General features: G+C 66.3%; 24 protein-coding genes. 11 read left to right on the forward strand and 13 right to left on the reverse strand.

Annotation, left to right across the window (positions count from 1 at the left end):
• The first annotated feature begins 126 nt into the window (after positions 1-126).
• The 3 genes from BJP62_RS00165 (at position 127) to BJP62_RS00175 (ending at position 3,088) form a co-directional block, all read left to right on the forward strand.
• Positions 127-714, forward strand: coding sequence for a TIGR00730 family Rossman fold protein (locus tag BJP62_RS00165; RefSeq protein WP_070525332.1), 588 nt, complete (start codon positions 127-129; stop codon positions 712-714).
• A gap of 60 nt (positions 715-774) precedes the next feature.
• On the forward strand, positions 775-1,872 hold the full coding sequence (hisC, locus tag BJP62_RS00170) for a histidinol-phosphate transaminase (protein WP_236943637.1): 1,098 nt from the start codon (positions 775-777) through the stop codon (positions 1,870-1,872).
• Between the two features lie 139 nt (positions 1,873-2,011).
• Entirely contained in the window at positions 2,012-3,088 is a 1,077-nt protein-coding gene (locus tag BJP62_RS00175) for a calcium:proton antiporter (protein ID WP_205700938.1), read from the forward strand.
• 91 nt (positions 3,089-3,179) lie between these two features.
• Here BJP62_RS00175 and mscL read toward each other — a convergent pair whose 3' ends face one another.
• Together mscL and rlmM are read right to left on the reverse strand one after the other, a co-directional pair.
• The gene (gene mscL / locus BJP62_RS00180; protein ID WP_070525339.1) at positions 3,180-3,596 is read right to left on the reverse strand and encodes a large conductance mechanosensitive channel protein MscL; all 417 of its coding nucleotides are present in this window, start codon (positions 3,594-3,596) and stop codon (positions 3,180-3,182) included.
• 85 nt (positions 3,597-3,681) lie between these two features.
• Positions 3,682-4,740 carry a 23S rRNA (cytidine(2498)-2'-O)-methyltransferase RlmM gene (gene rlmM, locus BJP62_RS00185; protein WP_070525342.1) on the reverse strand — a complete coding sequence of 353 codons (1,059 nt, stop codon included), beginning with the start codon at positions 4,738-4,740 and terminating at the stop codon, positions 3,682-3,684.
• Positions 4,741-4,852: 112 nt separating this feature from the next.
• Between rlmM and BJP62_RS00190 the strand changes: the two genes are divergently transcribed.
• The 3 genes from BJP62_RS00190 (at position 4,853) to BJP62_RS00200 (ending at position 7,738) form a co-directional block, all read left to right on the forward strand.
• Positions 4,853-6,130, forward strand: a complete 1,278-nt coding sequence (locus BJP62_RS00190; protein WP_070525344.1) for an NAD(P)-binding protein — start codon at positions 4,853-4,855, stop codon at positions 6,128-6,130.
• Between the two features lie 16 nt (positions 6,131-6,146).
• On the forward strand, positions 6,147-6,692 hold the full coding sequence (locus BJP62_RS00195; protein WP_070532077.1) for a GNAT family N-acetyltransferase: 546 nt from the start codon (positions 6,147-6,149) through the stop codon (positions 6,690-6,692).
• Positions 6,693-6,787: 95 nt separating this feature from the next.
• Positions 6,788-7,738 (forward strand): IS481 family transposase, encoded by a 951-nt coding sequence (locus BJP62_RS00200; protein ID WP_070525350.1) that lies wholly within the window; start codon positions 6,788-6,790, stop codon positions 7,736-7,738.
• Here the strand turns inward: BJP62_RS00200 and BJP62_RS00205 are convergent.
• From BJP62_RS00205 to BJP62_RS00215, 3 genes are all read right to left on the reverse strand, one after another.
• The gene (locus BJP62_RS00205) at positions 7,735-8,394 is read right to left on the reverse strand and encodes an energy-coupling factor ABC transporter permease (RefSeq protein ID WP_070525352.1); all 660 of its coding nucleotides are present in this window, start codon (positions 8,392-8,394) and stop codon (positions 7,735-7,737) included. The genes BJP62_RS00200 and BJP62_RS00205 overlap by 4 nt on opposite strands.
• 90 nt (positions 8,395-8,484) lie before the next feature.
• Positions 8,485-9,018: a phospholipase D family protein gene (locus tag BJP62_RS00210; RefSeq protein WP_070525354.1), complete on the reverse strand. Its 534-nt coding sequence runs from the start codon at positions 9,016-9,018 to the stop codon at positions 8,485-8,487.
• A 102-nt stretch (positions 9,019-9,120) separates the two neighbouring features.
• Positions 9,121-10,032 (reverse strand): LysR family transcriptional regulator, encoded by a 912-nt coding sequence (locus BJP62_RS00215; protein WP_070525356.1) that lies wholly within the window; start codon positions 10,030-10,032, stop codon positions 9,121-9,123.
• A gap of 206 nt (positions 10,033-10,238) precedes the next feature.
• Between BJP62_RS00215 and BJP62_RS00220 the strand changes: the two genes are divergently transcribed.
• Positions 10,239-11,348 (forward strand): agmatine/peptidylarginine deiminase, encoded by a 1,110-nt coding sequence (locus BJP62_RS00220; RefSeq protein ID WP_070525358.1) that lies wholly within the window; start codon positions 10,239-10,241, stop codon positions 11,346-11,348.
• A gap of 94 nt (positions 11,349-11,442) precedes the next feature.
• Here the strand turns inward: BJP62_RS00220 and BJP62_RS00225 are convergent, their stop codons facing one another.
• The 3 genes from BJP62_RS00225 to BJP62_RS00235 all read right to left on the reverse strand — a co-directional run bounded on the left by BJP62_RS00225 (position 11,443) and on the right by BJP62_RS00235 (position 15,423).
• A complete protein-coding gene (locus BJP62_RS00225) occupies positions 11,443-12,507 on the reverse strand; it encodes an ABC transporter ATP-binding protein (protein WP_070525360.1) in 1,065 nt (354 codons plus the stop codon).
• Positions 12,500-14,251 carry an iron ABC transporter permease gene (locus BJP62_RS00230; RefSeq protein ID WP_083300604.1) on the reverse strand — a complete coding sequence of 584 codons (1,752 nt, stop codon included), beginning with the start codon at positions 14,249-14,251 and terminating at the stop codon, positions 12,500-12,502. Before BJP62_RS00230 ends, BJP62_RS00225 begins: the two co-directional genes overlap by 8 nt.
• A 74-nt stretch (positions 14,252-14,325) precedes the next feature.
• The gene (locus BJP62_RS00235) at positions 14,326-15,423 is read right to left on the reverse strand and encodes an ABC transporter substrate-binding protein (protein WP_070525363.1); all 1,098 of its coding nucleotides are present in this window, start codon (positions 15,421-15,423) and stop codon (positions 14,326-14,328) included.
• Between the two features lie 198 nt (positions 15,424-15,621).
• On the opposite strand from BJP62_RS00235, the gene BJP62_RS00240 reads away from it, so the two are divergent.
• The gene (locus tag BJP62_RS00240) at positions 15,622-16,299 is read left to right on the forward strand and encodes a response regulator (RefSeq protein ID WP_070525365.1); all 678 of its coding nucleotides are present in this window, start codon (positions 15,622-15,624) and stop codon (positions 16,297-16,299) included.
• Positions 16,286-17,677 (forward strand): sensor histidine kinase, encoded by a 1,392-nt coding sequence (locus tag BJP62_RS00245; RefSeq protein ID WP_070525366.1) that lies wholly within the window; start codon positions 16,286-16,288, stop codon positions 17,675-17,677. The genes BJP62_RS00240 and BJP62_RS00245 overlap by 14 nt, the downstream gene beginning before the upstream one ends.
• Before the next feature lie 60 nt (positions 17,678-17,737).
• Here BJP62_RS00245 and BJP62_RS00250 read toward each other — a convergent pair whose 3' ends face one another.
• Genes BJP62_RS00250 through BJP62_RS00260 form a run of 3 tightly spaced genes read right to left on the reverse strand, consistent with a single transcriptional unit; the run spans position 17,738 to position 19,796 of the window.
• Positions 17,738-18,385 (reverse strand): alpha/beta hydrolase, encoded by a 648-nt coding sequence (locus BJP62_RS00250; RefSeq protein ID WP_083300605.1) that lies wholly within the window; start codon positions 18,383-18,385, stop codon positions 17,738-17,740.
• Positions 18,382-18,699: a ferredoxin gene (locus BJP62_RS00255; RefSeq protein WP_070525369.1), complete on the reverse strand. Its 318-nt coding sequence runs from the start codon at positions 18,697-18,699 to the stop codon at positions 18,382-18,384. The genes BJP62_RS00250 and BJP62_RS00255 overlap by 4 nt, the downstream gene beginning before the upstream one ends.
• 17 nt (positions 18,700-18,716) lie before the next feature.
• Entirely contained in the window at positions 18,717-19,796 is a 1,080-nt protein-coding gene (locus BJP62_RS00260; protein ID WP_070525371.1) for a hypothetical protein, read from the reverse strand.
• Positions 19,797-20,052: 256 nt separating this feature from the next.
• On the opposite strand from BJP62_RS00260, the gene BJP62_RS00265 reads away from it, so the two are divergent.
• The gene (locus BJP62_RS00265; protein ID WP_070525373.1) at positions 20,053-20,532 is read left to right on the forward strand and encodes a WbuC family cupin fold metalloprotein; all 480 of its coding nucleotides are present in this window, start codon (positions 20,053-20,055) and stop codon (positions 20,530-20,532) included.
• A gap of 18 nt (positions 20,533-20,550) precedes the next feature.
• Here BJP62_RS00265 and BJP62_RS00270 read toward each other — a convergent pair whose 3' ends face one another.
• Positions 20,551-20,835, reverse strand: a complete 285-nt coding sequence (locus BJP62_RS00270) for an acylphosphatase (protein ID WP_070525375.1) — start codon at positions 20,833-20,835, stop codon at positions 20,551-20,553.
• An 82-nt stretch (positions 20,836-20,917) separates the two neighbouring features.
• Complete coding sequence (gene metG, locus BJP62_RS00275; protein ID WP_070525377.1) at positions 20,918-22,963, reverse strand: methionine--tRNA ligase; 2,046 nt, start codon at positions 22,961-22,963, stop codon at positions 20,918-20,920.
• A gap of 117 nt (positions 22,964-23,080) precedes the next feature.
• On the opposite strand from metG, the gene BJP62_RS00280 reads away from it, so the two are divergent.
• Complete coding sequence (locus tag BJP62_RS00280; RefSeq protein ID WP_070525378.1) at positions 23,081-23,434, forward strand: Hpt domain-containing protein; 354 nt, start codon at positions 23,081-23,083, stop codon at positions 23,432-23,434.
• Positions 23,435-23,494: the final 60 nt, after the last annotated feature.

Here is a 23,494-nt window from a genome sequence, read left to right on the forward strand (position 1 = left end):
ACTGTCTGCGTTTCGCGCGCCTTGCCAGCACCGTTGCACTGGGTTTTGTTCGCCGCTCCGATCTTTGCGCTGTTCGACAGGCCCGGCCCACGCCGGGCCTGTTTCATTCCGAAGGGAGATCAAGCAATGAAATCGCTCGTGGTTTTCTGCGGTTCGCGTCACGGTGCGCGCCCCGAATATGCCGAAGCGGCGCGTACGCTCGGCCGTCTGCTGGCCGAGCGGCAGATCGCGCTCGTCTACGGCGGCGGCAACGTCGGACTGATGGGCGAGGTTGCCCATGCCTGCCTTGACGCCGGCGGCCGGGTGATCGGCGTGATTCCCGAGTTCATGGTCGAGCGCGAACTCGCGCTGAAGGAGTGCTCGGAGCTGCTGATCGTCGATTCGATGCACACGCGCAAGGCGAAGATGGCCGAGATCGCCGACGGTTTCATCGCGATGCCCGGTGGATTCGGCACCTTCGACGAACTGTTCGAAATTCTCACCTGGTCGCAGATCGGCCTGCACGGCAAACCGGTCGGCCTGCTCAATACCGCTGGGTATTTCGACCTGCTGCTCGGTTTCATCCGGCAAACGGTGAGCGAAGGCTTCGTGCGCGACGCCGAGGCCGAGCGGATCGCCGTATCGGCCGAGCCGGCCGCGCTGATCGACGCGCTGGCAGCCACGCCGGTGCTGCCGGCGCGCTGGGCCAAGGCCGATCTGCTGAAGAAAAGCTGACGCGGAATGACGTGATCGTGCTAGAAACCGTTATCCGCCCCAATGTCTGAGAGGAGCCTCATGCTCGCCGAACTCGCGCCCGATTACATTCGCGCCATCGCGCCCTACCAGCCGGGCAAGCCGATCGGCGAGCTGGCCCGCGAACTGGCACTTGATCCGGCGACCATCGTCAAGCTGGCGTCGAACGAAAACCCGCTCGGGATCGGCCCGAAGGCGAGGGCGGCGATCGAGCGCGAACTCGGCGAACTGGCGCGCTATCCGGACGGCAACGGTTTCGAGCTCAAGGCGAGGATCGCGGCGAAGTTCGGCGTGGCCACGGCGCAGATCGTGCTCGGCAACGGTTCGAACGACGTGCTCGACCTGGTCGCCCGGGTCTTCCTGACCGCCGGCGACTCGTCGGTGTACTCGCAGTACGCGTTTGCCGTTTACCCGCTGGCGGTGCAGGCGGTGGGCGCGACCGGCATCGAGGTGCGCGCGATCGACTACGGTCACGACCTCGAGGCGATGCGTGCGGCGATCCGCCCCGATACCAAGGTCGTCTGGATTGCCAATCCGAACAATCCGACGGGAACCCTCGCGCGCCCCGGCGATCTGATCGAGTTCCTCGAGCTGTGCCCGGCCAGCGTGCTGGTCGTGCTCGACGAGGCGTACACCGAGTACCTGCCGCGCGAGAAGCGCTCGGATTCGATCGCCTGGTTGCGCCGGTTTCCCAATCTGATCGTCGTGCGGACGTTCTCGAAAGCCTACGGTCTCGCCGGGCTGCGCGTCGGCATGGCGCTGGCGTCGCCCGAGGTTGCCGACCTCTTGAACCGGTTGCGCCAGCCGTTCAACGTCAACAGCCTCGCGCAGGCGGCGGCGTGCGCGGCGCTCGACGACGATGCTTTTGTCGCCGAATCGGTCCGCGTCAACAACGCCGGCATGACCCAGCTGACCGCGGCATTCCGGCGCCTCGGATTGCCGTTCATCGAAAGCTGGGGCAACTTCGTGACTTTCCATTGCGGTGACGCCGGCCTGCTCGACCGCTTCATGCTCGAACGCGGCGTGATCGTCCGGCCGCTGGCAGGGTATGGGCTGCCGAGCAGCCTGCGCGTGTCGGTCGGCCTGCCCGAGGAGAATGCCCGCTTCATTGCCGTGCTCGACGAGGCGATGGGCGACTGAGCCATCGACGGGGCCGCCGGCCCCATTTTCATCGCCGGATGACCGAATCCCGTTCGCCCCCGGGGCAGGCGCGGGGCCGGATTCCCTCCGGCAGCCAACCAGAACCCGCCTGCGTGCGGTTTGAATCAAGGAGCACATATTGTCGCTGAACACGATACCTCGCTGGACCTGGGCGCTGCCCGTCATCGCCTGGGGCGCGATGTTCGCCTCGCCATTTGCCGGTGAGGCGACACTGTTCCTGCTGCTGGTCGGCGTGGCGCTGGCCGGCACCGTGTTTGCCGCGGTCCACCACGCCGAGGTCGTTGCGCACCGGGTCGGCGAGCCGTTCGGCACGCTGGTGCTGGCGCTGGCGGTCACGGTGATCGAGGTCGCGCTGATCATCTCGGTGATGCTGCCCGGCGGCGAGGCCAAGGCTGCGCTGGCGCGCGATACGGTGTTCGCCGCGATCATGATCGTCTGCAACGGCATCGTCGGCCTGTGCCTGCTGCTCGGCGGCCTGCGCCATCGCGAGCAGGATTTCCAGCTGCGCGGCGCGAGCACGGCGATGACGGTGCTCGCGTCGCTGGCGGTGCTGACGCTGATCCTGCCGAGCTACGCGCAGGCAATGCCGGGGCCGTTCCTCGGCTCGACGCAGCTGGCGTTCATCGGTGTCGTGTCGCTGCTGCTGTACGGCACCTTCGTGTTCGTGCAGACGATCCGGCATCGCGATTACTTCCTCGCCGAAGGCTCGAACGAGGACGCGCACGCGGCGCCGCCGAGCATCCGGGTCACATGGGTCAGCGTTGGCCTGCTGCTGCTGTGCCTGGTCGCCGTCGTCGGTCTTGCCAAAGTGCTGTCGCCGGCGGTCGAGCTGGCCGTGGCGAATGCCGGTGCGCCCGAGGCGGTGGTCGGCATCGTCATCGCAGGGCTGGTGCTGCTGCCCGAAGGGATCGCCGCTGCGCGTGCGGCACGTGCCGACCGGCTGCAGACGAGCCTGAATCTGGCGCTCGGTTCGGCACTGGCGACCATCGGCCTGACGATTCCGACCGTTGCGATCATTTTCGTCATCACCGGCCAGCCGCTGCTGCTGGGGCTGCCGATGAAGGAAACCGTGCTGCTGGCCCTGACGCTGCTGGTCGGTTCGATGAGTCTGGCCACCGGGCGGACGACGGTGCTGCAGGGCATCGTCCATCTGGTGATCTTCGCGTCGTTCTTCTTCTTTGCCGTCGTGCCGTAGCGCCGGATTCGGGGGGCGCAGGCCGGCCCGCCCGAAAGCAGGCATGAAAAAAGCGCCCGTAACGGGCGCTTTTTTCATGGTGCCGAACCGTTCACTTCTTCAGCAGGTCGCGGATTTCGCGCAGCAGCTGCACGTCTTCCGGCGTGGCGGCCGGCGCGGCCGGCGCCTCGCGCTTGAGCTTGTTCATCACCTTGACGACGAGGAAGATCGCGAAGGCGACGATGATGAAGCTGATCATCGTATTGACGAACAAGCCGAAGTTCAGCGTCACCGCACCGGCTTTCTGCGCGGCGTCGAGGGTTGCGTAGGGGCCGGGGACCTTGCCTTCCGACAGCGTCAGGAACAGGTTGGCAAAATCGACCTTGCCGATCAGGAAGCCGAGCGGCGGCATGATCACGTCTTTGACCAGCGAGTCGACGATCTTGCCGAACGCCGCACCGATGACGACACCGACCGCGAGGTCGATGACGTTGCCGCGCATGGCAAATTCCTTGAATTCCTTGAACATCGTGTATCTCCGTTATTGTTTGCAAGCGGGACGGCGCTTATGCCGGCCGGATTGTTGTAAGCCTAGTGAGGGGTACCGAATGCTGTCAACGCACTTTGGTACGCGTCAGGTAGCAGGTAATTTCTTCCCGGTCGTGGTAGAGCTGCTTGGCGCTCAGCTCGTAGTCGATGCCGGCGCTGTAGAGCGCGTTGTCGATCAGGTCGAAACAGCGCTCGATTTCGGCCCAGCGCTTCTTCATCGGCAGCTTGAGGTTGAACACCGCGTGGCGCACATGGCCGCGGGTGAACCAGTCGGCGATCAGCTGGGCGATGCGCGCCGGCTGCTCGACCATGTCGCAGACCAGCCAGTCGACCGGATGCGGCGGGCGGAACTTGAAGCCGTCCTGGCGCAGGTGCTTCACATGCGGGTGGATCGCCATGTCGCCCTTCATCGGGCCGTTGTCGATCGCGAACACCTTGAGGCCGTGGGCAACGAGCTGGAAGGTCCAGCCGCCCGGTGCCGCGCCGAGGTCGACGCCGACCATGCCCGGCTTCATTTTCGCCTCGGCATCGGGCACCAGCATCATCAGCGCTTCGGCGAGCTTGAGCGTCGAGCGGCTCGGCGCGCCGGTCGGCATCCGCACGCGGGCGATGCCCAGCGGCCACGGGCTGGCGAGCGCCGGCTTGGCAAAGGCGATCCAGGCTTCGGACATCGAGGTGAAGAACAGGTGCAGCCGGTAGCGGCCGCGGCGCGCGTCGAGCGCCTTGCGCTTTTGCAGCGCGGCTTCGACGATGGCGCCGAAGCGCTTGCAGAAGCCCGACAGCGGCTTGCCGGCGTCGCTGTCCGGGTGTTCGAGCCAGACGGCCTGCCACGGCGCCGCATAGCGCGCATCGAGGCCGTCGAGTGCATCGGTGATCGGCGTGAGCCGGTCGCGTTCGCCGAGCTCGACCCTGGCCAGCGCCAGCAGCACCTGGCGGGTGAAGATCAGTTGCGCGACGTCGAGCGTCTGATGCAGCTGCGTCAGCTCGTAGCTGTCGTCGGCCTCGAACACGACATAGCCGTCGCCGGCCTGCCAGCGACCGTCGAGCGGGTGGCGCGCGGCGAATTCCTGTTGGCAGTCGGCCTCGAAGCCGGGACGGCAATACAGCAGCAGGGCAGGATTCATCGCGGCGACTCGCAAAACCGCAGAGGATAACGCATTTGCCGCCGCCGATGCGGTGCAAAAGACCGGACGCGCGGTGCTACGCTGGAAGGCGTGGGCCTGGAAGGGGCAGGGAATGCATACGGGCAGCGAGACGGTGGCGGGCAGCCGCATCGCGGTGGTCGGTGGCGGGCTGGCCGGGCTGCTGTCGGCCGCCTTGCTGTCACGGCGTTACCGGGTGACGCTGTACGAATCGGCTGCGACGCTGGCGAAACGGGTCGTCGACGTCACGCTCGACGGCCAGACCCGGCCGGTCGATGTCGGTCTGGCCATGTTCGGCGCGGCGAGCCCGAGCCTGCGCGCGATGCTGGCGTCGCTCGGCGTCGGAACGCGAGATTGCGCCGCAACGCTCGGCGTGTCGCTCGACGCCGGCCGGCTCGAATGGGCCGACCCCGATGGCTGGTTTGCGCAGCGGCGCCTGCTGTGGTCACCGGCCCACCTTCGTCTGCTCGCCGACCTCCGGCGCTTTCGCCACGAGGCCGGACGGCTGCGGTTCGCCGCGATCGCCACCCGCTGCGACGTGGGCCAACTGCTGGCTCAGGCGGGGTATGGCGACGCGTTTGGCGATGGCTATCTGCGGCCGCTGGCGGCGGCGCTGTGGCAGGATCCGCGGGTCGACATCGCGAACCTGCCGGCAGCAGCCCTGTTGCGGCACTTCGTCGAACACGAACGCGGCGGCCGGCGCTGGTGTTGTGCGGCCGATCCGGTGTGGCGGACGATGCTCGCCGCTTCGATCGACGATGTGCGTACCGCGGCGCAGGTGGTCGCGATCCGGCGCGAAGCCTTGGGCGTGCTGGTCGAAACCGCGGGACGGGTCGACCGTGTCGACGCGGTGGTGTTGGCCGTGACCTCGCCGGAACGGCTGCTGGCCGATGCCGACGGCGACGAATCGGCCGCACTGGCGGGGCTGAAGTTTCGCACCGGGGTAGTCTGTCTGCACACCGATCGCCGGCTGTTGCCGCTGGCACGCAAGGTCCGGGCGCCGGTGAACTGGCTGCGCCGTGGCGGCGAAGCCTGCCTCAGTCTGGACCTGAACCGGTTGCAAGCGCCGCCGTTCGCAACGCCGCTGGTGCTGACCGTCGATCCGCTGATCGCGCCGGCATCGGTGATCCACCGTTTCGAGCGGCGTTATCCGGTGCTCGACCATGCGGCCAGGGTGGCGCAGCTGAAACTCGATGCGCTGCAGGGGCGGCGCGCGACCTGGTATGCCGGTGCGTGGACCGGCGACGGCCTGCCCGAGGATGCGGTGGGGTCGGCCCTGCGCGTTGCCGCCGGTTTTGGCGTCAGCCCCGACTGGGGCAGAATGCGGAACCGATCCGGGTCTGCCGGGTCTGTCGACGGTCCCGATTACTAACCATCCGATGCTCGCCATGTCCTTTCCGACGCTTTCCACTTCGCGCTTCGTGCTGCGCGAATTCGTTCAGAACGATATCGACGCGGTGTTCCGCGGTTTGTCCCACCCGCAGATCATCGCGCATTACGGCGTGTCGTACGACACGCGCGACGACACCCGGATGCAGATGGACTGGTTCCATCAGATCTCAGCCGAGCAGAGCGGGATCTGGTGGGCGGTCTGCGCTGCCGATTCGCCGGATGCGCTGCTCGGCGCCTGCGGCTTCAACGACCGGAACCACGAACACCGCCACGCCGATATCGGTTACTGGCTGCTGCCCGAGCACTGGGGGCATGGCGTGATGCGCGAATGCCTGCCTGCGGCACTCGGCTACGGTTTCGGGGTGCTGGGCCTGCACCGGGTTGCCGCCGAGGTCGAACCCGAGAACGTGCGCAGCAGCAGCCTGCTGGCCGGTCTGGGTTTCGTCCACGAGGGCACGCGGCGCGAGTGCGAGTTCAAGGACGGCCGCTATCTCGATCTGGCCGATTACGGCTTGCTGCGCCAAGAGTGGCGCGGGCGCTAGTTGTGAAGGTTCAATAGGTTGTTTCGGGTGTTCACCCGGAGAAGTTCTGCGAGACTGGAAATCGCCAAACCCCCAGTCACAGAACAAGACACCGGATGAACACACATAAGAATGCCCGACTGACGTATCTGCGTCGCCTGGAAATGGTTCAGGACATCACCGAGCATGGTTTGTCGACCGCGGCGGCGGCGGCACGCCATGGCGTAAGCGCGGTCACCACCCGCAAGTGGCTGGGCCGCTATCTGGTCGGCGGCGCGGCTGCCTTGCTCGACAAATCCTCGCGTCCCGAGCGCTCGCCACGTGCCATTGCGCCCAGCGTTGCCCTGACGATCATCGAATTGCGTCGCAAGCTGTTCCTGCAGGCTCGCATCGCAAGCTATATCGGCGTGTCCAAAGCAACCGTCAGTCGCGTGCTGCGACACGCAGGGCTATCGCGGTTAAGCGACCTGCAGCCCGCAGAGCCTGTGCAGCGCTACGAGCGCGAAACGCCCGGCGAACTGCTGCACGTCGACATCAAGAAGCTCGCCCGCTTCGAGCAGGTCGGCCATCGCATCACCGGCGATCGTCGCCAGAACAGCCGAAACAGCGGCTGGGAATATCTGTTCGTGGCGATCGACGACCATAGTCGCATCGCCTTCACCCGACTCTACCCCGACGAGCGCCGCGCCAGCGCCATCGACTTCCTGCGTGCGGCCAACGACTACTTCAAAACGCTGGGCGTACCGCTCCAGCGCCTGATCACCGATAACGGGCCCGCCTTCCGCTCCCATGACTTCGGCCGCGTTTGCGTTGAACTGGGCATTAAGCAGAGGTTCACCCGCGCCTACCGACCGCAAACCAACGGCAAGGCCGAGCGCTTCATCCAGTCCGCGCTGCGCGAATGGGCCTACGGCCAAACCTATCAACACTCGGATGAGCGCGGCGCAGTCCTGAGGTATTGGAATCATTATTACAACTGGCACCGTCCGCATCACGGCATCGGCTGCCACGTGCCCATGTCCCGTCTCTCAGCAACGAAAAACAACGTCTTGACTCTTCACAGCTAGTCCGCCAGGTACTTGGCGTCGTCGAAGGTGGCGACCCACTGCGGCCGGTAGATCACCAGCAGGGCGAGGTTGCTGCCGGTGGTGAATGCCTCGGGCCAGCCCATCAGGAAGTAGTACGGCAGCTGTTCGGCCAGCAGGAAGTCGAGCGTGTACGGACCGAAAAGCGCCAGCAGTGCACAGGTGAGCAGCCCGACCAGCCACATCGACAGCGCCGCAGCGGCGAAGGCGTTTAGGAAGATGTAGACGAAGTAGTTGAGCGGCAGCCGCGCTTGCGCCAGCCGCAGCAGCGATTGCGTCAGCAGGCAGGGCAGCGCGGCGATGATCAGCCAGGACAGGCCGAGGGCGCCCCAGTCGGCGTGGCCGAAGCCGGTGTCGATCGCCAGCGCGGCGGCGAGGCCGAGCAGGGCGCGGTCGCGTCCGGCGATCAGCGTCAGCGCCGTCGCGCCGATCAGGTGGAAGCTCAGCCCGGGCAGGATGCCGGCCTTCATCTGCCAGAGCAGCAGCGCGGCGACGGTTGCGCCGAGCCAGCCGGTGATCGCCGACTGCGACAGCGCGAACCATGGCACCCGCAGCGCGGCGCGGATCAGCAGGAGGGTGGCGGCGATCCACGACAGTGTGAGCAGCCAGAGCGGAAAATGCGACGAAACGAGATTCATGCCGGGGCGGTAGCAGGGCGACAGCCGGCATCTTAGTGCAGCCGGTGGCAGGCTGCATTCGTGCGTGCAAGGCGGGGCGGAATCCGTCGTTCAGCGAGCTTCGTAGGGCACGCCCTGATCCCAGCGCGACTGCCAGTGCGCCATGTATTGCGCGGCAATGTCCGGCATCCCGCGCAGCACGATGACGTTTTCGGAGTTCTTGGTCTCGGCCGATGGCGCGTAGTTGAACGAGCCGGTTTCCACTGTCTGGCCGTCGACGATGATCGTCTTGTCGTGCTGGATGTTGTAGTGATCGTCGATCCGCAGCTGCACGCCGTGACTGGCGACATACGCCATGGCGGACTGGCTGGGCTTGCCCAGGTTGCGCTTCTTGTCGATGACCACGCGGACGTCCACGCCGCGAGCCCGTGCGTCGGCCAGTGCCTGCATGATGTCGGGCGCGGTGAAGCTGTAGGCCATCATCCGGATGCTGTTCTTCGCGCTGCCGATGAGCTGCAGCACCATGGCCTGCGCCGAGCCTTCGGGCGAAAAGCCGACCTCGACGCCGGGTGCGGCGAATGAAGCGGCGGGAAGGCCCAGCAGGGCCGCCAGGGCGATGCGCCTGAACCACGGGTGACATTGCATGAGGGGGTGCTCCGGTCTGCAGCAGCAACATTACGCCTGTCCGGCCTGGCGACGGTACCCAATACAGGCCGGCTGCCACAATTCACGGGCCGGCTCCGGTTGCTACGACGTCGGCGCGTGCCGGTCGGGGCTACCGGCCTCGGCCCGCAACCAGTCAAACAGGTGCCGCACCAGTGGAGAGCGAGTTTCGCCTTCAACACGCGACAGCCACCAGTGCCCGCCCGGCAGGCGGGGGTAACCGGGCAGCAAGACCAGTTCCCCCCGGGCCAGCGCCTCGTCCGCCAGCAGGCGCGACACGCTCGCAATCCCCGTGCCCCGCCTGGCACTGTCCAGCAGCAAGCGTGCGTCGTCGTAGATCAGCCCCTTGCGGAAACCCGCCAGCGGGCCGCGGAACAGCTCGGCGCCATCGTCGCGGGTGATGCTCTCCTCCAGGCAGATCAGCTCGGCATGCCGGGCGTGCTCCGCCAATGGCCGGGCGGCGAGTTGTGCTGCCAGGGCCGGGGCCGCGACGACCACCCGTTCATCCTGCAGGAAGGGCACCTCGAGCAGGCCCTGCTGCTGCAGGGGACGCGCCACGATGTTGATGTCGACATCCAGCTCGTCCACGAACCGCGCGGACTCGTCGGTGGACAGCAGCGGGCACAGCGCCGGCAGGGCACGCCGCAGCTCGTCCAGCCGCGGCTGCAACCAGCCTTGCAGCAGCGGTGCCGGGCAGACCAGCACCACGAGGCCGGGATCGAGATAGCTGGCAATGCGTCCCAGCCCGCTGCGCAGCGTATCCAGCGACAGCTGCACGCTGCGCAACAGCACCTCGCCCGCAACCGTCAGCTCGACGCCGCGTCCTGCCCGGCTGAACAGCGGCTGGCCGATTTGCGCTTCCAGCTGCTGGATCTGATGGCTGATGGCCGATTGCGACAGATGGCGCTCCTCGGCCGCGCGCGAAAAGCTGCCCAGCCTTGCTGCGGCCTCAAAGCCCATCAGCAAACGCAGGGACGGGATGTTGGCATTCGACATATGAGAAAACCTGATTGATTACCGCAATAAACATCAATTTTCATCAAGTGTGATGCGATCGACAATAGCTGCGTGAATCAGGGAGGCAGGCAAGGGCTGCTCTGATGCACCCCGGTCGCCGGCATTCCGATCGGAGGCAGCGACCGGTATTGTTCGGCGCGGCAGCAGCCGGCCATCATTCACATGACGAGCACGTGGAGTACACGATGACCACTCGACGCAATTTTCTGAAAGCTTCTGCCGGCGGCATGCTGGCCGGCGTACTTGGTGGCAGCCTTGGCGGCAATCTGATCGGCACCGCCGTCGCGGCCGGTGGCGGCTGGCGCATGCCCGACGAGGGCGAAGCGCATGCCGCGACCTGGATGGCGTTCGGCCCGAGCGAGGACATCTGGGGGCGCCGGCTGCAGCAGGGCGCGCGCGAAAGCCTGGCCCGCATTGCCGAGGCGATTGCCGACTTCGAGCCGGTGAACATGCTGGTGCGCGAGCGCGATTACGACGTTGCGCGGCGGCTGTGCGGTGCGAGCGCGAACCTGATCGTCAGGGAGATCGACGACCTGTGGATGCGGGATACCGGGCCGGTTTTCGTGAAGAACGATCTCGGCCAGCCCGGCGGCGTGGATTTCAACTTCAACGGCTGGGGCAACAAGCAGGCCCATGCCCGCGATGCCGAAGTGGCGCCGTTTGTCGTCGGTCGCACCGGGGTACAGTTGCTGAACAGCAAGCTGGTGCTGGAGGGCGGCGGCATCGAGGTCGACGGCGAAGGCTCCGCCATCATCACGGCCAGCTGCGTGTTGAACCGCAATCGCAACCCCGGCGTCGGCAGGGCCGAATGCGAGGCCGAACTGAAGCGTTTACTGGGGCTGCAGAAAATCATCTGGCTGCCGGGCATTGCCGGAAAGGACATTACCGACGGGCACACCGATTTCTATGCGCGCTTCGCCGGCCCCGGCGTGGTGCTGGCCCACTACGATGCCGACCCTGCCTCGTACGAGCATGCGGTGACGCGGCGCCATCTGGAGGTGTTGCGCCAGGCCACCGATGCCAGGGGGCGCAAGCTGAAGGTGATCGTGATACCCGCTGCCCGCACCGTCCGGCCCAGGTACGAGAACGACGAGTTCGCCGCCGGCTACATCAACTTCTACCTGTGCAACCGCGCGGTGATCGCCCCCGAATTCGGCGATGCCAAGGCCGACGCCCATTGCCGCGACGTGCTGCGCGATGCGTTTCCGGACCGGGAGGTCGTCCAGATCGAGATCGACGCCATTGCCGCGGGCGGCGGCGGTATCCATTGCACGACCCAGCAGCAGCCTGCCTGAGCGCGGCGTTGCCCCGGGGGCTGCAGGGCCTCTTTCGCGGGCGAAAAAAAACGGCGGGACCAGCCCGCCGCAAACCCGGAAACATGCAGGCCGGTCAGGCGGCCGCAAACACCCAGCAATCGTTGGTCGGAAACTCGACCCAGTAATCGCCGGCGTCGCGCGGCTCGCCGCCGTAGGCACGGAAGCGCAGCCCGCCCTGGTGGAACAGGTATTCCCAGCGGTCGCCGAGGTACATCGCGGTGACCAGCCTGGCCTTGATGCGGTTGTCGCCGGGGCCGTCGACGACGCGGACGCGCTCGAGCCGGATCACCGCCTGCGCATCGTGGCCGGCGCTGAGCCAGTCGCGGGCCTGGCCCTGGAGTTCCCAGCCGTCACCGGCGAGCTTGACCTGCTCGCCCTCGACCGAGACGACCTTGGCATTGAGCTTGTTGTTGCTGCCCATGAACTCGGCGGTGTAGAGCGATTTGGGCGATGCGTACAGCTCGGCCGGCGTGCCTTCCTGCTCGATCTTGCCGTTCTTGAGCAAGAGGATGCGGTCGGACATCGCCATCGCCTCGGTCTGGTCGTGGGTCACGCACAGCGCCGACAGGTTCAAGGACACGATCAGCTCGCGCAGCCAGGCGCGGGCTTCCTCGCGCAGCTTGGCGTCGAGGTTGGACAGCGGCTCGTCGAGCAGGATGACCGGCGGGTTGTAGACCAGCGCCCGGGCGATCGCGACGCGCTGCTGCTGGCCGCCCGAGAGCTGGAACGGGAAGCGTTCGGCCAGATGGCCGAGGCCCAGCTGGTCGAGCGCCTTCTGCACCCGCTGCCTGATCTCGGCCTGCGGCACCTTGCGCAGGCTCAGGCCGTAACCGACGTTGTCGGCGACGGTGCGGTGCGGCCACAGTGCGTACGACTGGAACACGAGGCCCAGCGAGCGCTGTTCGACCGGCAGGTTGATGTTCTTGCCGCTGTCGTACAGCGCCTTGCCGTCGAGCAGGATCTGGCCGTCCGACGGTTGTTCGAGGCCGGCAACGGCGCGCAGCAGGGTGGTCTTGCCGCTGCCCGAGGCGCCGAGCAGCGAGACGACTTCGCCTGCCTTCAGATGGAAGGACACGCCCTTGAGGATGGGGGTGGTGTCATAGCTGAGGTGCAGGTCTTCGACGATGAGCTTAGTCATGAAGTTTCACTCCGAAACGCAGGGCGACAGCCAGACCGGCGCCGACCATGAGGATGTTGATGACGGACAGTGCGGCAACCTGATCGACGGCACCGGTGGCCCACAGCGAGACCATCAGCGCACCGATCACTTCGGTGCCCGGCGAGAGCAGGTACACGCCGGTCGAGTACTCACGTTCAAAGATCATGAACACCAGCAGCCAGCTGGCCAGCAGCCCGGATTTGATCAGCGGCAGCGTGACGTGGCGGCTGGTCTGGCCACGGGTGGCGCCGACGCTGCGCGCGGCTTCTTCCAGCTCCGGGCCGACCTGCATCAGCGCGCCCTGGATCAGCCGCATGCCGTAGGCCATCCACACGACCATGTAGGCCAGCCAGATCGAGAACATCGAGTTCTTGAACTCCTTCAGCCCCGGCACGAACAGGAAGACCCAGAGGAAGGCGAGACCGGCGAGCAGGCCCGGCACGGCGCGCGGCACCAGCACCAGGTAGTCCATCAGCTTGCTGCCCCAGTCGTTGCGGCGGTGGCCGGCGAAACCGACGGCGGTGTAGCACGCCACGGCCATCGCGCCGCCGAAGATGCCGACGCCGAAGCTGTTGACGATGGCGCGAACCAGGCTGTCGTTCTCGAACAGGTCGGTGAAGTTGGACAGGGTCAGCGTTTCGAGCAGCGGCACGCCCACGCCCCAGTGGCTGACGAAGGCCCGCAGCGTGATCCCCGACAGCGGCACGAACACGGTGACGAGCAGCCACAGCGCAACGATGGCGAGCGCAACCCAGCGCCAGGCGCCGAGCGGCAGCGCATGCTGGCGGGCTGCCTTGCCCTTGACCGCGATGTAGCGGCCGGCATTGCGCAGCAGCCGGCGCTGCAGCAGCACCAGCGGGAAGGTCACCATGATCAGCAGCACGGCAACGGCGGCCATCAGGTGGTAGGACGGAATGCCGAGCTTGTTGGTCAGCTTGTACAGGTATGTCGTCAGCACCAGATGGCCTTCGGGGTCGCCCAGCACCAGCGGCAGGCCGAAGACCTCGAAGCCGAGGAAGAACACCAGCACGCCGGCGAACAGCAGCGACGGCATCACCATCGGCAGGCTGACGTCGCGGGCGACGCGGAACGGGCTGGCACCGGAGACACGGGCGGCCTCTTCGACGTCCGAGCCGAGGTTGCGCAGCGCCGACGATGCGTACAGGTAGACGTGCGGCACGTGGGTCAGGCCGGCGATCAGCGTGATCGCCCACAGCGAGTAGATGTTCCACGGCGCTTCGGCCGTGCCGAACAGCGACATCCACCACGCCGAATAGAAGCCGACCGGGCCGGCGGCGACGACGTAGCCGAAGCCGAGCACCATCGGCGACACGAACACCGGCGTCAGCAGCAGCGGTTCGAGCCAGCGGCGGCCGGGCAGGTCGGTGCGCGCCATCAGGAAGGCGAGCACCCCGCCCATCGGCACGGCAATGAACAGCATGCCGAAGGCGATGGCGCAGGTGTTCTTCAGCGCCGACCAGAAGTCGGGGTCGTCGAACACGAAGCGGTAGGCGTCGAGCGACACCGCCTTGTTCGGCATGAAGAACGGCGCACTCAGCAGGCTCTGGAACAGGATCAGCGACAGCGGCAGCACGACGACGGTGACCGCAATCGCGATCGTCAGCCAGCGGCCGAAGCCGGCCCAGGCCCGCCATTCGCCGCTGCGGCCTGCGCCGCCGGACGAGGCCGGCAGCGGTATTTGCAGGGAAGTGGTTGAACTCATGGCAATACTCCAGCGTCCGCGGCCCGGGAGCCGCGGCGCAATGTCATGCGGGAGGGAGGATCAGCGGGCGGTGCTTACTTCTTGATCGCCTGCTGCCATTGCTTGAGGAATTCCAGCCGCTTGGCCTGGTCGAGGTAGACCAGGAGGCCGGTACCGACCTGGATCGGCTTGAGGCTGTTGCCGAGCTGCTTGGTCAGGCCGGCCATCGACGTTTCGCCGGCGACGTCGTTGCGGATCGAGAACAGGTCGGCATCGTTGGCGAGCACGGTCTGGCCGCGCTTCGACAGCAGGTAGTCGAGCCACAGCTTGGCCGCGTTCGGGTTCTTGCCGGCCTTGGTGATCGTCGCCAGCCGGCTCATCACCAGCGTGTAGTCCTTCGGGTAGACATAGCCGATCGACGGGTCCTTCTTGGCCTTGGTGAACGCGTACGAGCCGATGATGTTGTAGCCGATCAGGTTCTCGCCCGACGAGATCCGCTCCATCATCGCGCCGGTCGACGACTGCAGCTTCAGGCCGGTGCTGCCCATGGTCCTGACCATGTCCCAGATCGCCGCGCCGCCGACGCGCACGTCCTGCGTCAGGTAGCTGAAGCCGACGCCGGATTTCTCGATGTCGTAGGTCGTGACCTTGCCCTTGAACTTGTCCGGGTTGGCCTTGAGGATGCGCACGAGGTCGGCGTGGCTTTGCGGCACTTCCTCGGGCTTGAGCAGGCGCTTGTTGTAGACGATGGTGATCGGCTCGAACGTCGTCCCGTAGGCCTGGTTCTGGTAGGTCGACCATGCCGGCATGTTCGGCGCCTCGGGCGAGGCGTAGCCGGCGATGTAGCCGTCGTTGACGAGCTTGATCTGCAGGTCCATCGCCGAGCTCCACAGCAGGTCGGCCGTGGTGCCGCCGGCGGCGCTTTCGGAGATGAAGCGGTTGTACAGCTCGGTGCTGTTCATGTCGTTGTATTCGACCTTGACACCCGGGTACAGCGACTCGAAGTCCTTGATCAGCGGCTTGACCGCGGCGCTGTCGGTCGTCGAATAGACGATGACCTTGCCCTCCTTCTGGGCCGCGCCGACAATCGTCGCATAGCTGTTGGGATAACCGGCCGGAATGCTCGCGGCAGCGGCAAGGCCGGCGACGGAACAGCTGGCCAGGGCCAGGGCAAAACGGGTGGTGCGCTTCATATCGATCTCCAAAGCTGGCCTTGTCGGCTCGTCGGTTCGGATGTGTTTCATCCGTGTGAAACGATCCTATGCGCGCAGCGCTTTCAATTTGCTTTCCAGGCACCAGATCGATGCAAATCGCTGTTGCGGCGATCCCTGATGGTGCGCGCCCGGCCCGCTGACAATACTGAACTACCCGGGAAATTCATCGATCTCGCCATGCGTTTGCTCCTCGTAGAAGACAACCTGTCGCTCGCCGACTCACTGACCCGCGCCCTTAACCAGTGCGGGTTTGCGGTCGATTGCATGCACAACGGCGCCGATGCCGACCAGGTGCTGCGCACCGAGGATTACGCGCTGGTGATCCTCGATCTGGCGCTGCCCAAGCTCGACGGCCTCGAAGTGTTGCGCCGACTGCGGCAACGGCGCAACAAGGTGCCGGTGCTGATCCTCACCGCGCACGGCTCGGTCGACGAGCGCGTCAAGGGGCTCGACCTCGGCGCCGACGACTACCTGACCAAACCGTGCGACCTGAACGAGCTCGAAGCGCGGGCGCGGGCGCTGATCCGCCGCAGCCACGGTTTCGACAGCGCCGAACTCACTTTCGGCCCGCTGCACTACGACAGCGTCAGCCGGGCGTTCCGCCTGCCCGCCGGGCCGCTGAGCCTGACACCGCGCGAGCACGCGGTGCTCGAAGTGCTGCTGATGCGCGGCGGCAAGGCGGTGAGCAAGGAAGCGCTGTCCGAGAAGATCTTCGGCCTCGACGAATCGAGCAGCCCCGACGCGATCGAAATCTACGTCCACCGGCTCCGGAAGAAGCTCGACGGCAGCGGCGTCGCCATCGTCACCTTGCGCGGGCTCGGTTACCTGCTGGAAGCGCGCGATGCGGCAGCGTAGCCTGCGGCGCTACCTGACCGTCTGTCTGCTGGTGCCGCTGCTGGTGCTGCTCAGCATCGACGCGGTGCTGACCTACCATCGCGCCCGGCAGTCGGCCGACGCGGCGTTCGACCGCAGCCTGTTCACGTCGACCAAGGCGATGGTCGAGGGCATCTCGATCCAGCAGGGGCAGATCGTCGTCGACATTCCCTATCTGGCGCTGGAGATGTTCGAATCCAACGCCGCCGGCCGCGTCTACTACCGTGTGGTCGAAGAGGGCGGCGCGGAGCTGACCGGCTACAAGGATCTGCCGCTGCCCAAGCACCGGGAGCAGGCGTACTACAAACCGCTGTTCTACGACGCCGATTACCAGGGCGACACGATCCGCATCGCCGCGATCCGCCAGCGCATCCACGACGTCGCCGGTGCACAGACGCGCACGGTCTGGGTGCTGACCGGCGAGACGCCGGAGTCACGGCGGGAGCTGGCACAGCAGATTCTCATCGGCGCGATCCTGCAGGACCTGCTGCTGGTGGCGCTGGCGCTGGGCATCGTGCTGCTTGCGGTCAGCATCGGCCTGCGACCGCTGCGGCGGCTGTCGAACAAGGTCAAGGACAAGGACGCCGACGACCTGCAGCCGCTCGACGCGACCGAACTGCCGTCCGAACTCAAGCCGCTGGTCGAGGCGATGAACCAGTACATCGCCCGGATCGAGCGCATCCTCAACGACCGAGGCCGCTTTTTTGCCGATGCGGCGCATCAGCTCAAGACGCCGCTGGCGGTGCTGCAGGCCAAGGTCGAGCTGGCCCTGCGCGAGGACGACCTGCCGACGGTGAAGCGGCAGATGGCCGAAACGCTCGAGACCGTCCGGCACGCGTCGCGCGGCGTCAAGCAGCTGCTGTCGCTGTCAAGGCTGGCGCCCGACCATTTCCTCGTCGTCACCTACAGCAACGTCGACCTGACCGGCGTGGCGCGCGAAGTCGCGCTCGACTGGGCGCCGGTCGCACGGCGCAGCCGGGTCGACCTTGGCTTCGAGGGCGAGCTGGCCGCGACGATTTCGGGCCGGCCCGAGCTGCTGCAGGAACTCGTCGGCAACCTGATCGACAACGCGATCCGCTACGCCGGTCCCGACAGGATGGTCACGGTGCGCTGCATGCCGGTCGACGGCCATGCCCGGCTGCAGGTGATCGACAACGGTCCCGGCATCCCCGACGAAGAGCGCGACAAGGTGTTCCGGCGTTTCTACCGGATCGCCGGCACCCAGGTCGAGGGCAGCGGACTGGGGCTGGGCATCGTGCATGAAATCGCCCGGCTGCACGATGCGGTGATCACGCTGTCGCACACGCCGGGCGGCGGCCTGACGGTGACGGTCGATTTCCCGGCCCAGCCGCCGGCCTGAGCACTAGTCGACGACCCGGCACGATGCTGTCGGGAACAGATCGTAAACAGGTGCCGGCGTTCAGCCGCGCAGCCGCCACTGCCGGTCGACGATCTCGCCCAGCTGCATCAGCCGGCCGTGGAAGAAGTGGCCGACACCGGGGACGACGATGACCGGCAACTGCTGCGGCCGCGCCCAGTCGAACACGCTCGCCAGCGGCACGACCTCATCCTCCTCGCCGTGGATCACCAGCGTATCGGCCGGCACGGCCGGGTAATCGGCATAGCGGCTGGTCGCCGGGCCGACGAGGATCATCCCTTCGACCTCGTCGCCGCCGAGCCGCTGGCGCAACTGCGACTGCACATAGGTGCCGAACGAGAAGCCGGCGAGCACCAGTTTGCCGGCATCCGGGTGCGCGGCGCGCGCGAACGCCAGCACCGCGGCCATGTCGTCGGGCTCGTGCTGGCCGCGGCTGTGCTCGCCCTCGGAGTTGCCGACGCCGCGCAGGTTCGGGCAGTAGGCGATGTAGCCGAGCCGCGAGAGCGTCTTGGCCAGCGTGTGGACGATCTTGTTGGTGAACGTGCCGCCCTCGGTCGGATTCGGGTGCGCGACCAGCGCGACGCCGCGGACGGTATCGAGCGCCGAATCGAGACGCAGGCACTCGAGCCTGCCGGCCGGGCCGGCTATCTCGAGCAGTTCGAAGGCGGGGGCTTTGCGGGGTGCGTTCACGATTTCAGCCTCAACCGCTCAACGACCCGGCCGTTGACAAGGTGCTCGTCGACGATCTCGTCGATGTCGCTCTCGTCGACATAGGTGTACCAGGTCTCGTCCGGGTAGACGACGACGACCGGGCCTTCCTCGCAGCGGTCGAGACAGCCGGCCTTGTTGATCCGGATGCCGCCGGGGCCGGCGAGCTTGAGGTCCTTGATCCGGCTCTTGGCGTGTTCCCACGCGGCGACCGAGCCGCAATTGGCACAGCTCTGGCGCTCGCCGGGATCGCGCTGGTTCAGGCAGAAAAACACATGGTGCTTGTAGTAGCTCATCGTTGCTCCCGGGCCGCTTACTGCGGCTGGACCGGCTTGTTGTGCGCGGTCACGAAGAAGGGCAGGCCGTCGGTGTCGAGGTCGGGCTGGATCGTTTCGATCACGACGACGTCGTCGACCTGGCATTCGCGCATCAGCTCGTCGACGAAGGCGTGGACCTGTTCTGCGGTGTCGAGCGGCGCCAGCGGCCAGACATAGCCTTCCCAGCGTTCGGCGTCCTCGCGGCTGGAGAACGTGATGCGGATTTCGCCGCCTTCGTGCGCGGCCAGCGTGATCGCCGGCGTGCGGCCCTTGCTGCGGATGCTGCGGATCGCATTGCTGGCGGCGACCTGAAGCCGGGTTTCGAGCACGGTGACGCGGCCGGTCTCCTGCGCGGCAAGCCAGCTTTGCGGCACGCGCGGAATCGGGAACAGCGTGAGGCCGGGCTGTTTGAAGGTGTCGCTCAGCAGTTGCGCCAGCGGCATGCCCCAGGCGCCCACCGGGCCGCCGAGGCGGATCGCCGGCTGGCCGCCTTCGGGCTGGATCGCGACGCCGACGAGGTAGCGCAGGAAGACGCCTTCGTCCTTGAACTCGATCGGTGCCGGCGAAAGCGCGACCGGCAACGGCGTGGCTTCGGCCTGTTGCCAGCGCTGCAGCTGCGCCGGGTTGACCGCGGCGAGCTGGTCGGCGCCGACAAGGGCGCCCGAGAGCCAGACCGCCGCATCGGCCGCTACGGCCCCGTGCTGGCGCAGCAGCGCGAGCACCGCGCCGGCGTCGATCTCGCCCGGCAGGCTGGTCGCGCCCTTGCGGCCGGCAACGAAGACGATGGGCAAGGCGAACGGCACCGCGAACGGCCCCGGCTGGACCGGGGTTTCGACGGCCTCGCGCAGCGTCTGCCACAGCACCTTGTAGCCATCCTGCGTCGGCGCCTGCGTCAGCGCACCGTTCAGTCCGTAGTGATCGCCGGTCAGCAGCAGCTCGCGCACGATTTCGTCGAGGGCGCCGCGCTTTTGCGCCGCCTCGTCCGCGTTGCCGGCGGTCAGCAGCGCCATCAGGTTGCGGATGACCGGGTTCTTGGCGTTCACGCGGGGGTAGAGGCGGGGATCGGGCAGGTACATGGGGCGGACCGGGGGGCAAAAAGGCAATTATACCGTGCAGGCCGGCCCCGGCGCGCTTTGCATGACCCTGGTGCGATTAATGCTTTCTGAATATGCAAGGTCTTGAATCCATTTGACAATCTGGCAATATCTACGGTAAATTCAAGCCTCTGTTGGGATGCAAGTTTTGTGTCTTGATGGTTTCTCCTTTGTAGATGTTGTTGGTGGCCCGGAACCGTTTACGTTTCCGGGTTTTTTTTCGTCCGGAGTACCCCGAATGACTTCACCGCAGTTCATCGACCGCCAGTTGCTGGGCGAACTGAGCGCCGAAGCCGCGCAAAGCCCGCGGCTGCGCAAGAACCGCAATTTCCACGCGAGCAACGACGATGCCTGTCACCGCTTGCTCAACGCGCTCGAGCCGGGCACCTACATCCAGCCGCACCGCCATCTGGCCGTTGACAAGGAAGAAACGCTGATCGTGCTGTGCGGCCGGATCGGCGTGCTGCTGTTCGACGAACAGGGCGGCGTGACCGCCACGCGCGAACTGGTCGCTGGCGGCGAAACGGTCGGCGTCAATGTCGCGCCGGGCGTGTTCCACAGCCTGGTGGCGCTGGCGCCCGGAACGGTGTTCTTCGAGAGCAAGGCGGGCCCGTACGCGGCACTCACGGAGGCCGAGAGGGCCGCTTGGGCACCGGCCGAGGGCGAGTCCGGCGTTGCCGCGTTTCTGGCCGGCATGGCCGCACGCTTCGAGGCTTAGCGCCGGCGCCTGCTGCTCTCAGAGCGTATCGATCTCGCAAAATACCGCCAGCGCCTCGACGCTGGCGTCGCCGATCTCGACCCGGTCGACCCGGGCGGAATCCGGGCCGCGGCGTGCCCAGTCGAGAAAGCTGTCGATGTCGCCGGGCTGGCCCTGGATCTGGATTTCGACCGAGCCGTCCGAGCGGTTGCGCACCCAGCCGGTCAGGCCGTGCGTCAGCGCTTCACGCACCGTGTGAAAGCGAAAACCGACGCCCTGGACCCGGCCGTAGACGCGCAGCCGCCGGGCGATGATTCCGTTCATGTCCTTGCTCCGATGAATGCCAGAAAGCAAAACCGGCCACTGAGGGCCGGTCTTGATTCTAGGCGTTGGCGTTGCCGGGGGCTTACTTGACGCGCATGCCCGGCTTGGCACCGCTGTCCGGGCCGAGGATGTACAGGCCGCCGTCGCCGCCGGCGGCGAGCACCATGCCCTCCGAGACGCCGAACTTCATCTTGCGCGGCGCAAGATTGGCGGCCATCACCGTTAGCCTGCCCTGCAGCTCCTCGGGCTTGTACGCCGACTTGATGCCGGCAAACACGTGGCGCGTCTCGTTGCCGATGTCGAGCGTCAGCGACACGAGCTTGTCGGCACCCTCGACCGACTTGGCCTCGACGATCTTCGCAATACGCAGGTCGACCTTCATGAAGTCGTCGATGCTGATCGTCTCGGAAATCGGCGGTACCTCGTAATCGAGTGCCGGCCTGGTTTCGGCTGCCGGTGCGAGGCTCTGCCTGTTTTCCTCGACCATGGCCTCGACCGCCTTCGGGTCGATCCGCGTCATCAGGTGCGAATACGGATTGATGCAGTGCGCAAGTAGGAGCGAACCGGCATCGACCCAGCGCAGCGGCGCGATATTGAGGAAGGCCTCGACCTCAAAGGCCAGCTTCGGCAGTACCGGCTTGAGGTAGATCGTCAGCAGCCGGAAGGCGTTGATCAGGATCGAGCACACGCGCTGCAGCTCGGCGTCCATGCCTTCCTGCTTGGCCATTTCCCACGGCTTGTGCGCATCGACGAACTGGTTGACCTCGTCGGTCAGCGCCATGATGTCGCGGATCGCCCGGCTGTATTCGCGTGCCTCGAACAGCTGGGCCAGCTCGTCACCGGCGGCCTGCAGTTTGGCCAGCACCGGCGCATCGCCGAGGTTGCGTGCCAGCTCGCCGCCGAAGCGCTTGCTGATGAAGCCGGCGGCGCGGCTGGCGATGTTGACGTACTTGCCGATCAAATCGCTGTTGACGCGCGCGGCGAAGTCTTCGAGGTTGAGGTCGATGTCCTCGATCGCGCTGTTGAGCTTGGCGGCGAAGTAGTAGCGCAGCCACTCGGGGTTCAGGTGGCGCAGGTACGATTCGGCGGTAATGAAGGTGCCGCGGCTCTTGCTCATCTTGGCGCCGTCGACGGTCAGGAAACCGTGGGCATTGATGCCGGTCGGCGTGCGGTAGCCGCCGAACTCGAGCATCGCCGGCCAGAACAGCGCGTGGAAATAGAGGATGTCCTTGCCGATGAAGTGATAGAGCTCGGCGTCCGAATCCTTGCTCCAGTATTCGTCGAAGTCGAGGCCGAGGCGGTCGCACAGGTTCTTGTGGCTGGCCATGTAGCCGACCGGCGCATCGAGCCAGACGTAGAAGTACTTGCCCGGCGCATCGGGGATCTCGAAGCCGAAGTACGGTGCGTCGCGCGAGATGTCCCAGTCCGACAGGCCGGCATCGAACCATTCCTGCATCTTGTTCGCTGCGCCTTCCTGCAGCCGCGGGCGGGCCTGGCCGGCCACGGTGACGCTGCCGCGGGTCCAGTCGCGCAGGAAGGCCTCGCAGTCGCCAAGCCTGAAGAAGTAATGCTCGGAATCCCTCAGCACCGGCGTCGCACCGGAGACCGCCGAATACGGATTCTTCAGTTCGGTCGGGCTGTAGGTGGTGCCGCAGACTTCGCAGTTGTCGCCGTACTGGTCCTTGGCGGCACACTTCGGGCATTCGCCCTTCACGAAGCGGTCCGGCAGGAACATGTTCTTGACCGGGTCGTACAGCTGGCTGATCGTCCGGTTGGCGATCTTGCCGTTCTGCTTGAGCGTGTTGTAGATCCGGTATGCGTATTCGCGGTTTTCTTCCGAGTTCGTCGTGTAGAAATTGTCGAACGCGACATGGAAGCCGGTGAAGTCACGCAGGTGTTCGCCATGCACGCGCTCGATCAGCGCCTCGGGGCTGATGCCTTCCTTTTCGGCGCGCAGCATGATCGGCGTGCCGTGGGTGTCGTCGGCACAGACATAGTGGCAGGTGTGGCCGCGCATCTTCTGGAAACGGACCCAGATGTCGGTCTGGATGTATTCGACCAGGTGACCGAGGTGGATGGCGCCGTTGGCGTAGGGCAGGGCGGAGGTGACGAGGATCTTGCGGCTCATGGTCGACTTGTTCGGGCGAGGAATCGCACGATTATATCGCAGCCGGCGCCCGGGTCGTGGCGCATTGGCAAGACCGCAGTTATAGTGGGTCGTCATGCCCATCCCGCCCACGCCCCCATGCCGCATTCCGAGCTGTCTGCCGAACTGACCCGCATCGACGACGCTTTCTCCGCGCTGGTGCGCGATCTGGGCGAGGACATGCGCGCCGAGTTGCTGGCCGCCTACTGGCCGACCCACGAGGCCTGTCTGGCCGAGATTGCCGCGGCACTGGCCGAAGGGCAGCCGTATGTCGCCGAACGTGCCGCGCATCAGCTCAAGGGCGCGTGTGGCCAGATCGGCGCGCAGCGGATGACCGCGCTGTGCAAGGGCATCGAGATGGCGCTGCGCGACCAGCGCGTTGCCGACGCCTTCGTGCTGCATGGCGAACTGGCCGAACTCGCCGTCGGGGTCGAATCGGCGCTGCGGCGCTGACCGTTGGCCGATCGTTACAATGGACGACGATCGCGCCGCGCTACACTCGTGTCCCCCGTT

The sequence above is a fragment of the Jeongeupia sp. USM3 genome, from assembly GCF_001808185.1.
GTDB lineage: Bacteria > Pseudomonadota > Gammaproteobacteria > Burkholderiales > Chitinibacteraceae > Jeongeupia.

Bases quoted from the DNA above. Each gene is read 5' to 3' on its own strand.
- BJP62_RS00240 (WP_070525365.1), top strand. From the start codon at position 15,622: ATGCGTTTGCTCCTCGTAGAAGACAACCTGTCGCTCGCCGACTCACTG.
- BJP62_RS00260 (WP_070525371.1), bottom strand. From the start codon at position 19,796: ATGTACCTGCCCGATCCCCGCCTCTACCCCCGCGTGAACGCCAAGAAC.
- BJP62_RS00255 (WP_070525369.1), bottom strand. From the start codon at position 18,699: ATGAGCTACTACAAGCACCATGTGTTTTTCTGCCTGAACCAGCGCGAT.
- BJP62_RS00200 (WP_070525350.1), top strand. From the start codon at position 6,788: ATGAACACACATAAGAATGCCCGACTGACGTATCTGCGTCGCCTGGAA.
- BJP62_RS00230 (WP_083300604.1), bottom strand. From the start codon at position 14,251: ATGAGTTCAACCACTTCCCTGCAAATACCGCTGCCGGCCTCGTCCGGC.
- hisC (WP_236943637.1), top strand. From the start codon at position 775: ATGCTCGCCGAACTCGCGCCCGATTACATTCGCGCCATCGCGCCCTAC.
- BJP62_RS00210 (WP_070525354.1), bottom strand. From the start codon at position 9,018: ATGCAATGTCACCCGTGGTTCAGGCGCATCGCCCTGGCGGCCCTGCTG.
- mscL (WP_070525339.1), bottom strand. From the start codon at position 3,596: ATGTTCAAGGAATTCAAGGAATTTGCCATGCGCGGCAACGTCATCGAC.
- metG (WP_070525377.1), bottom strand. From the start codon at position 22,963: ATGAGCCGCAAGATCCTCGTCACCTCCGCCCTGCCCTACGCCAACGGC.
- BJP62_RS00215 (WP_070525356.1), bottom strand. From the start codon at position 10,032: ATGTCGAATGCCAACATCCCGTCCCTGCGTTTGCTGATGGGCTTTGAG.
- BJP62_RS00205 (WP_070525352.1), bottom strand. From the start codon at position 8,394: ATGAATCTCGTTTCGTCGCATTTTCCGCTCTGGCTGCTCACACTGTCG.
- BJP62_RS00235 (WP_070525363.1), bottom strand. From the start codon at position 15,423: ATGAAGCGCACCACCCGTTTTGCCCTGGCCCTGGCCAGCTGTTCCGTC.
- BJP62_RS00190 (WP_070525344.1), top strand. From the start codon at position 4,853: ATGCATACGGGCAGCGAGACGGTGGCGGGCAGCCGCATCGCGGTGGTC.
- BJP62_RS00245 (WP_070525366.1), top strand. From the start codon at position 16,286: ATGCGGCAGCGTAGCCTGCGGCGCTACCTGACCGTCTGTCTGCTGGTG.
- BJP62_RS00225 (WP_070525360.1), bottom strand. From the start codon at position 12,507: ATGACTAAGCTCATCGTCGAAGACCTGCACCTCAGCTATGACACCACC.
- BJP62_RS00220 (WP_070525358.1), top strand. From the start codon at position 10,239: ATGACCACTCGACGCAATTTTCTGAAAGCTTCTGCCGGCGGCATGCTG.
- BJP62_RS00265 (WP_070525373.1), top strand. From the start codon at position 20,053: ATGACTTCACCGCAGTTCATCGACCGCCAGTTGCTGGGCGAACTGAGC.
- BJP62_RS00195 (WP_070532077.1), top strand. From the start codon at position 6,147: ATGTCCTTTCCGACGCTTTCCACTTCGCGCTTCGTGCTGCGCGAATTC.
- BJP62_RS00165 (WP_070525332.1), top strand. From the start codon at position 127: ATGAAATCGCTCGTGGTTTTCTGCGGTTCGCGTCACGGTGCGCGCCCC.
- rlmM (WP_070525342.1), bottom strand. From the start codon at position 4,740: ATGAATCCTGCCCTGCTGCTGTATTGCCGTCCCGGCTTCGAGGCCGAC.
- BJP62_RS00280 (WP_070525378.1), top strand. From the start codon at position 23,081: ATGCCGCATTCCGAGCTGTCTGCCGAACTGACCCGCATCGACGACGCT.
- BJP62_RS00270 (WP_070525375.1), bottom strand. From the start codon at position 20,835: ATGAACGGAATCATCGCCCGGCGGCTGCGCGTCTACGGCCGGGTCCAG.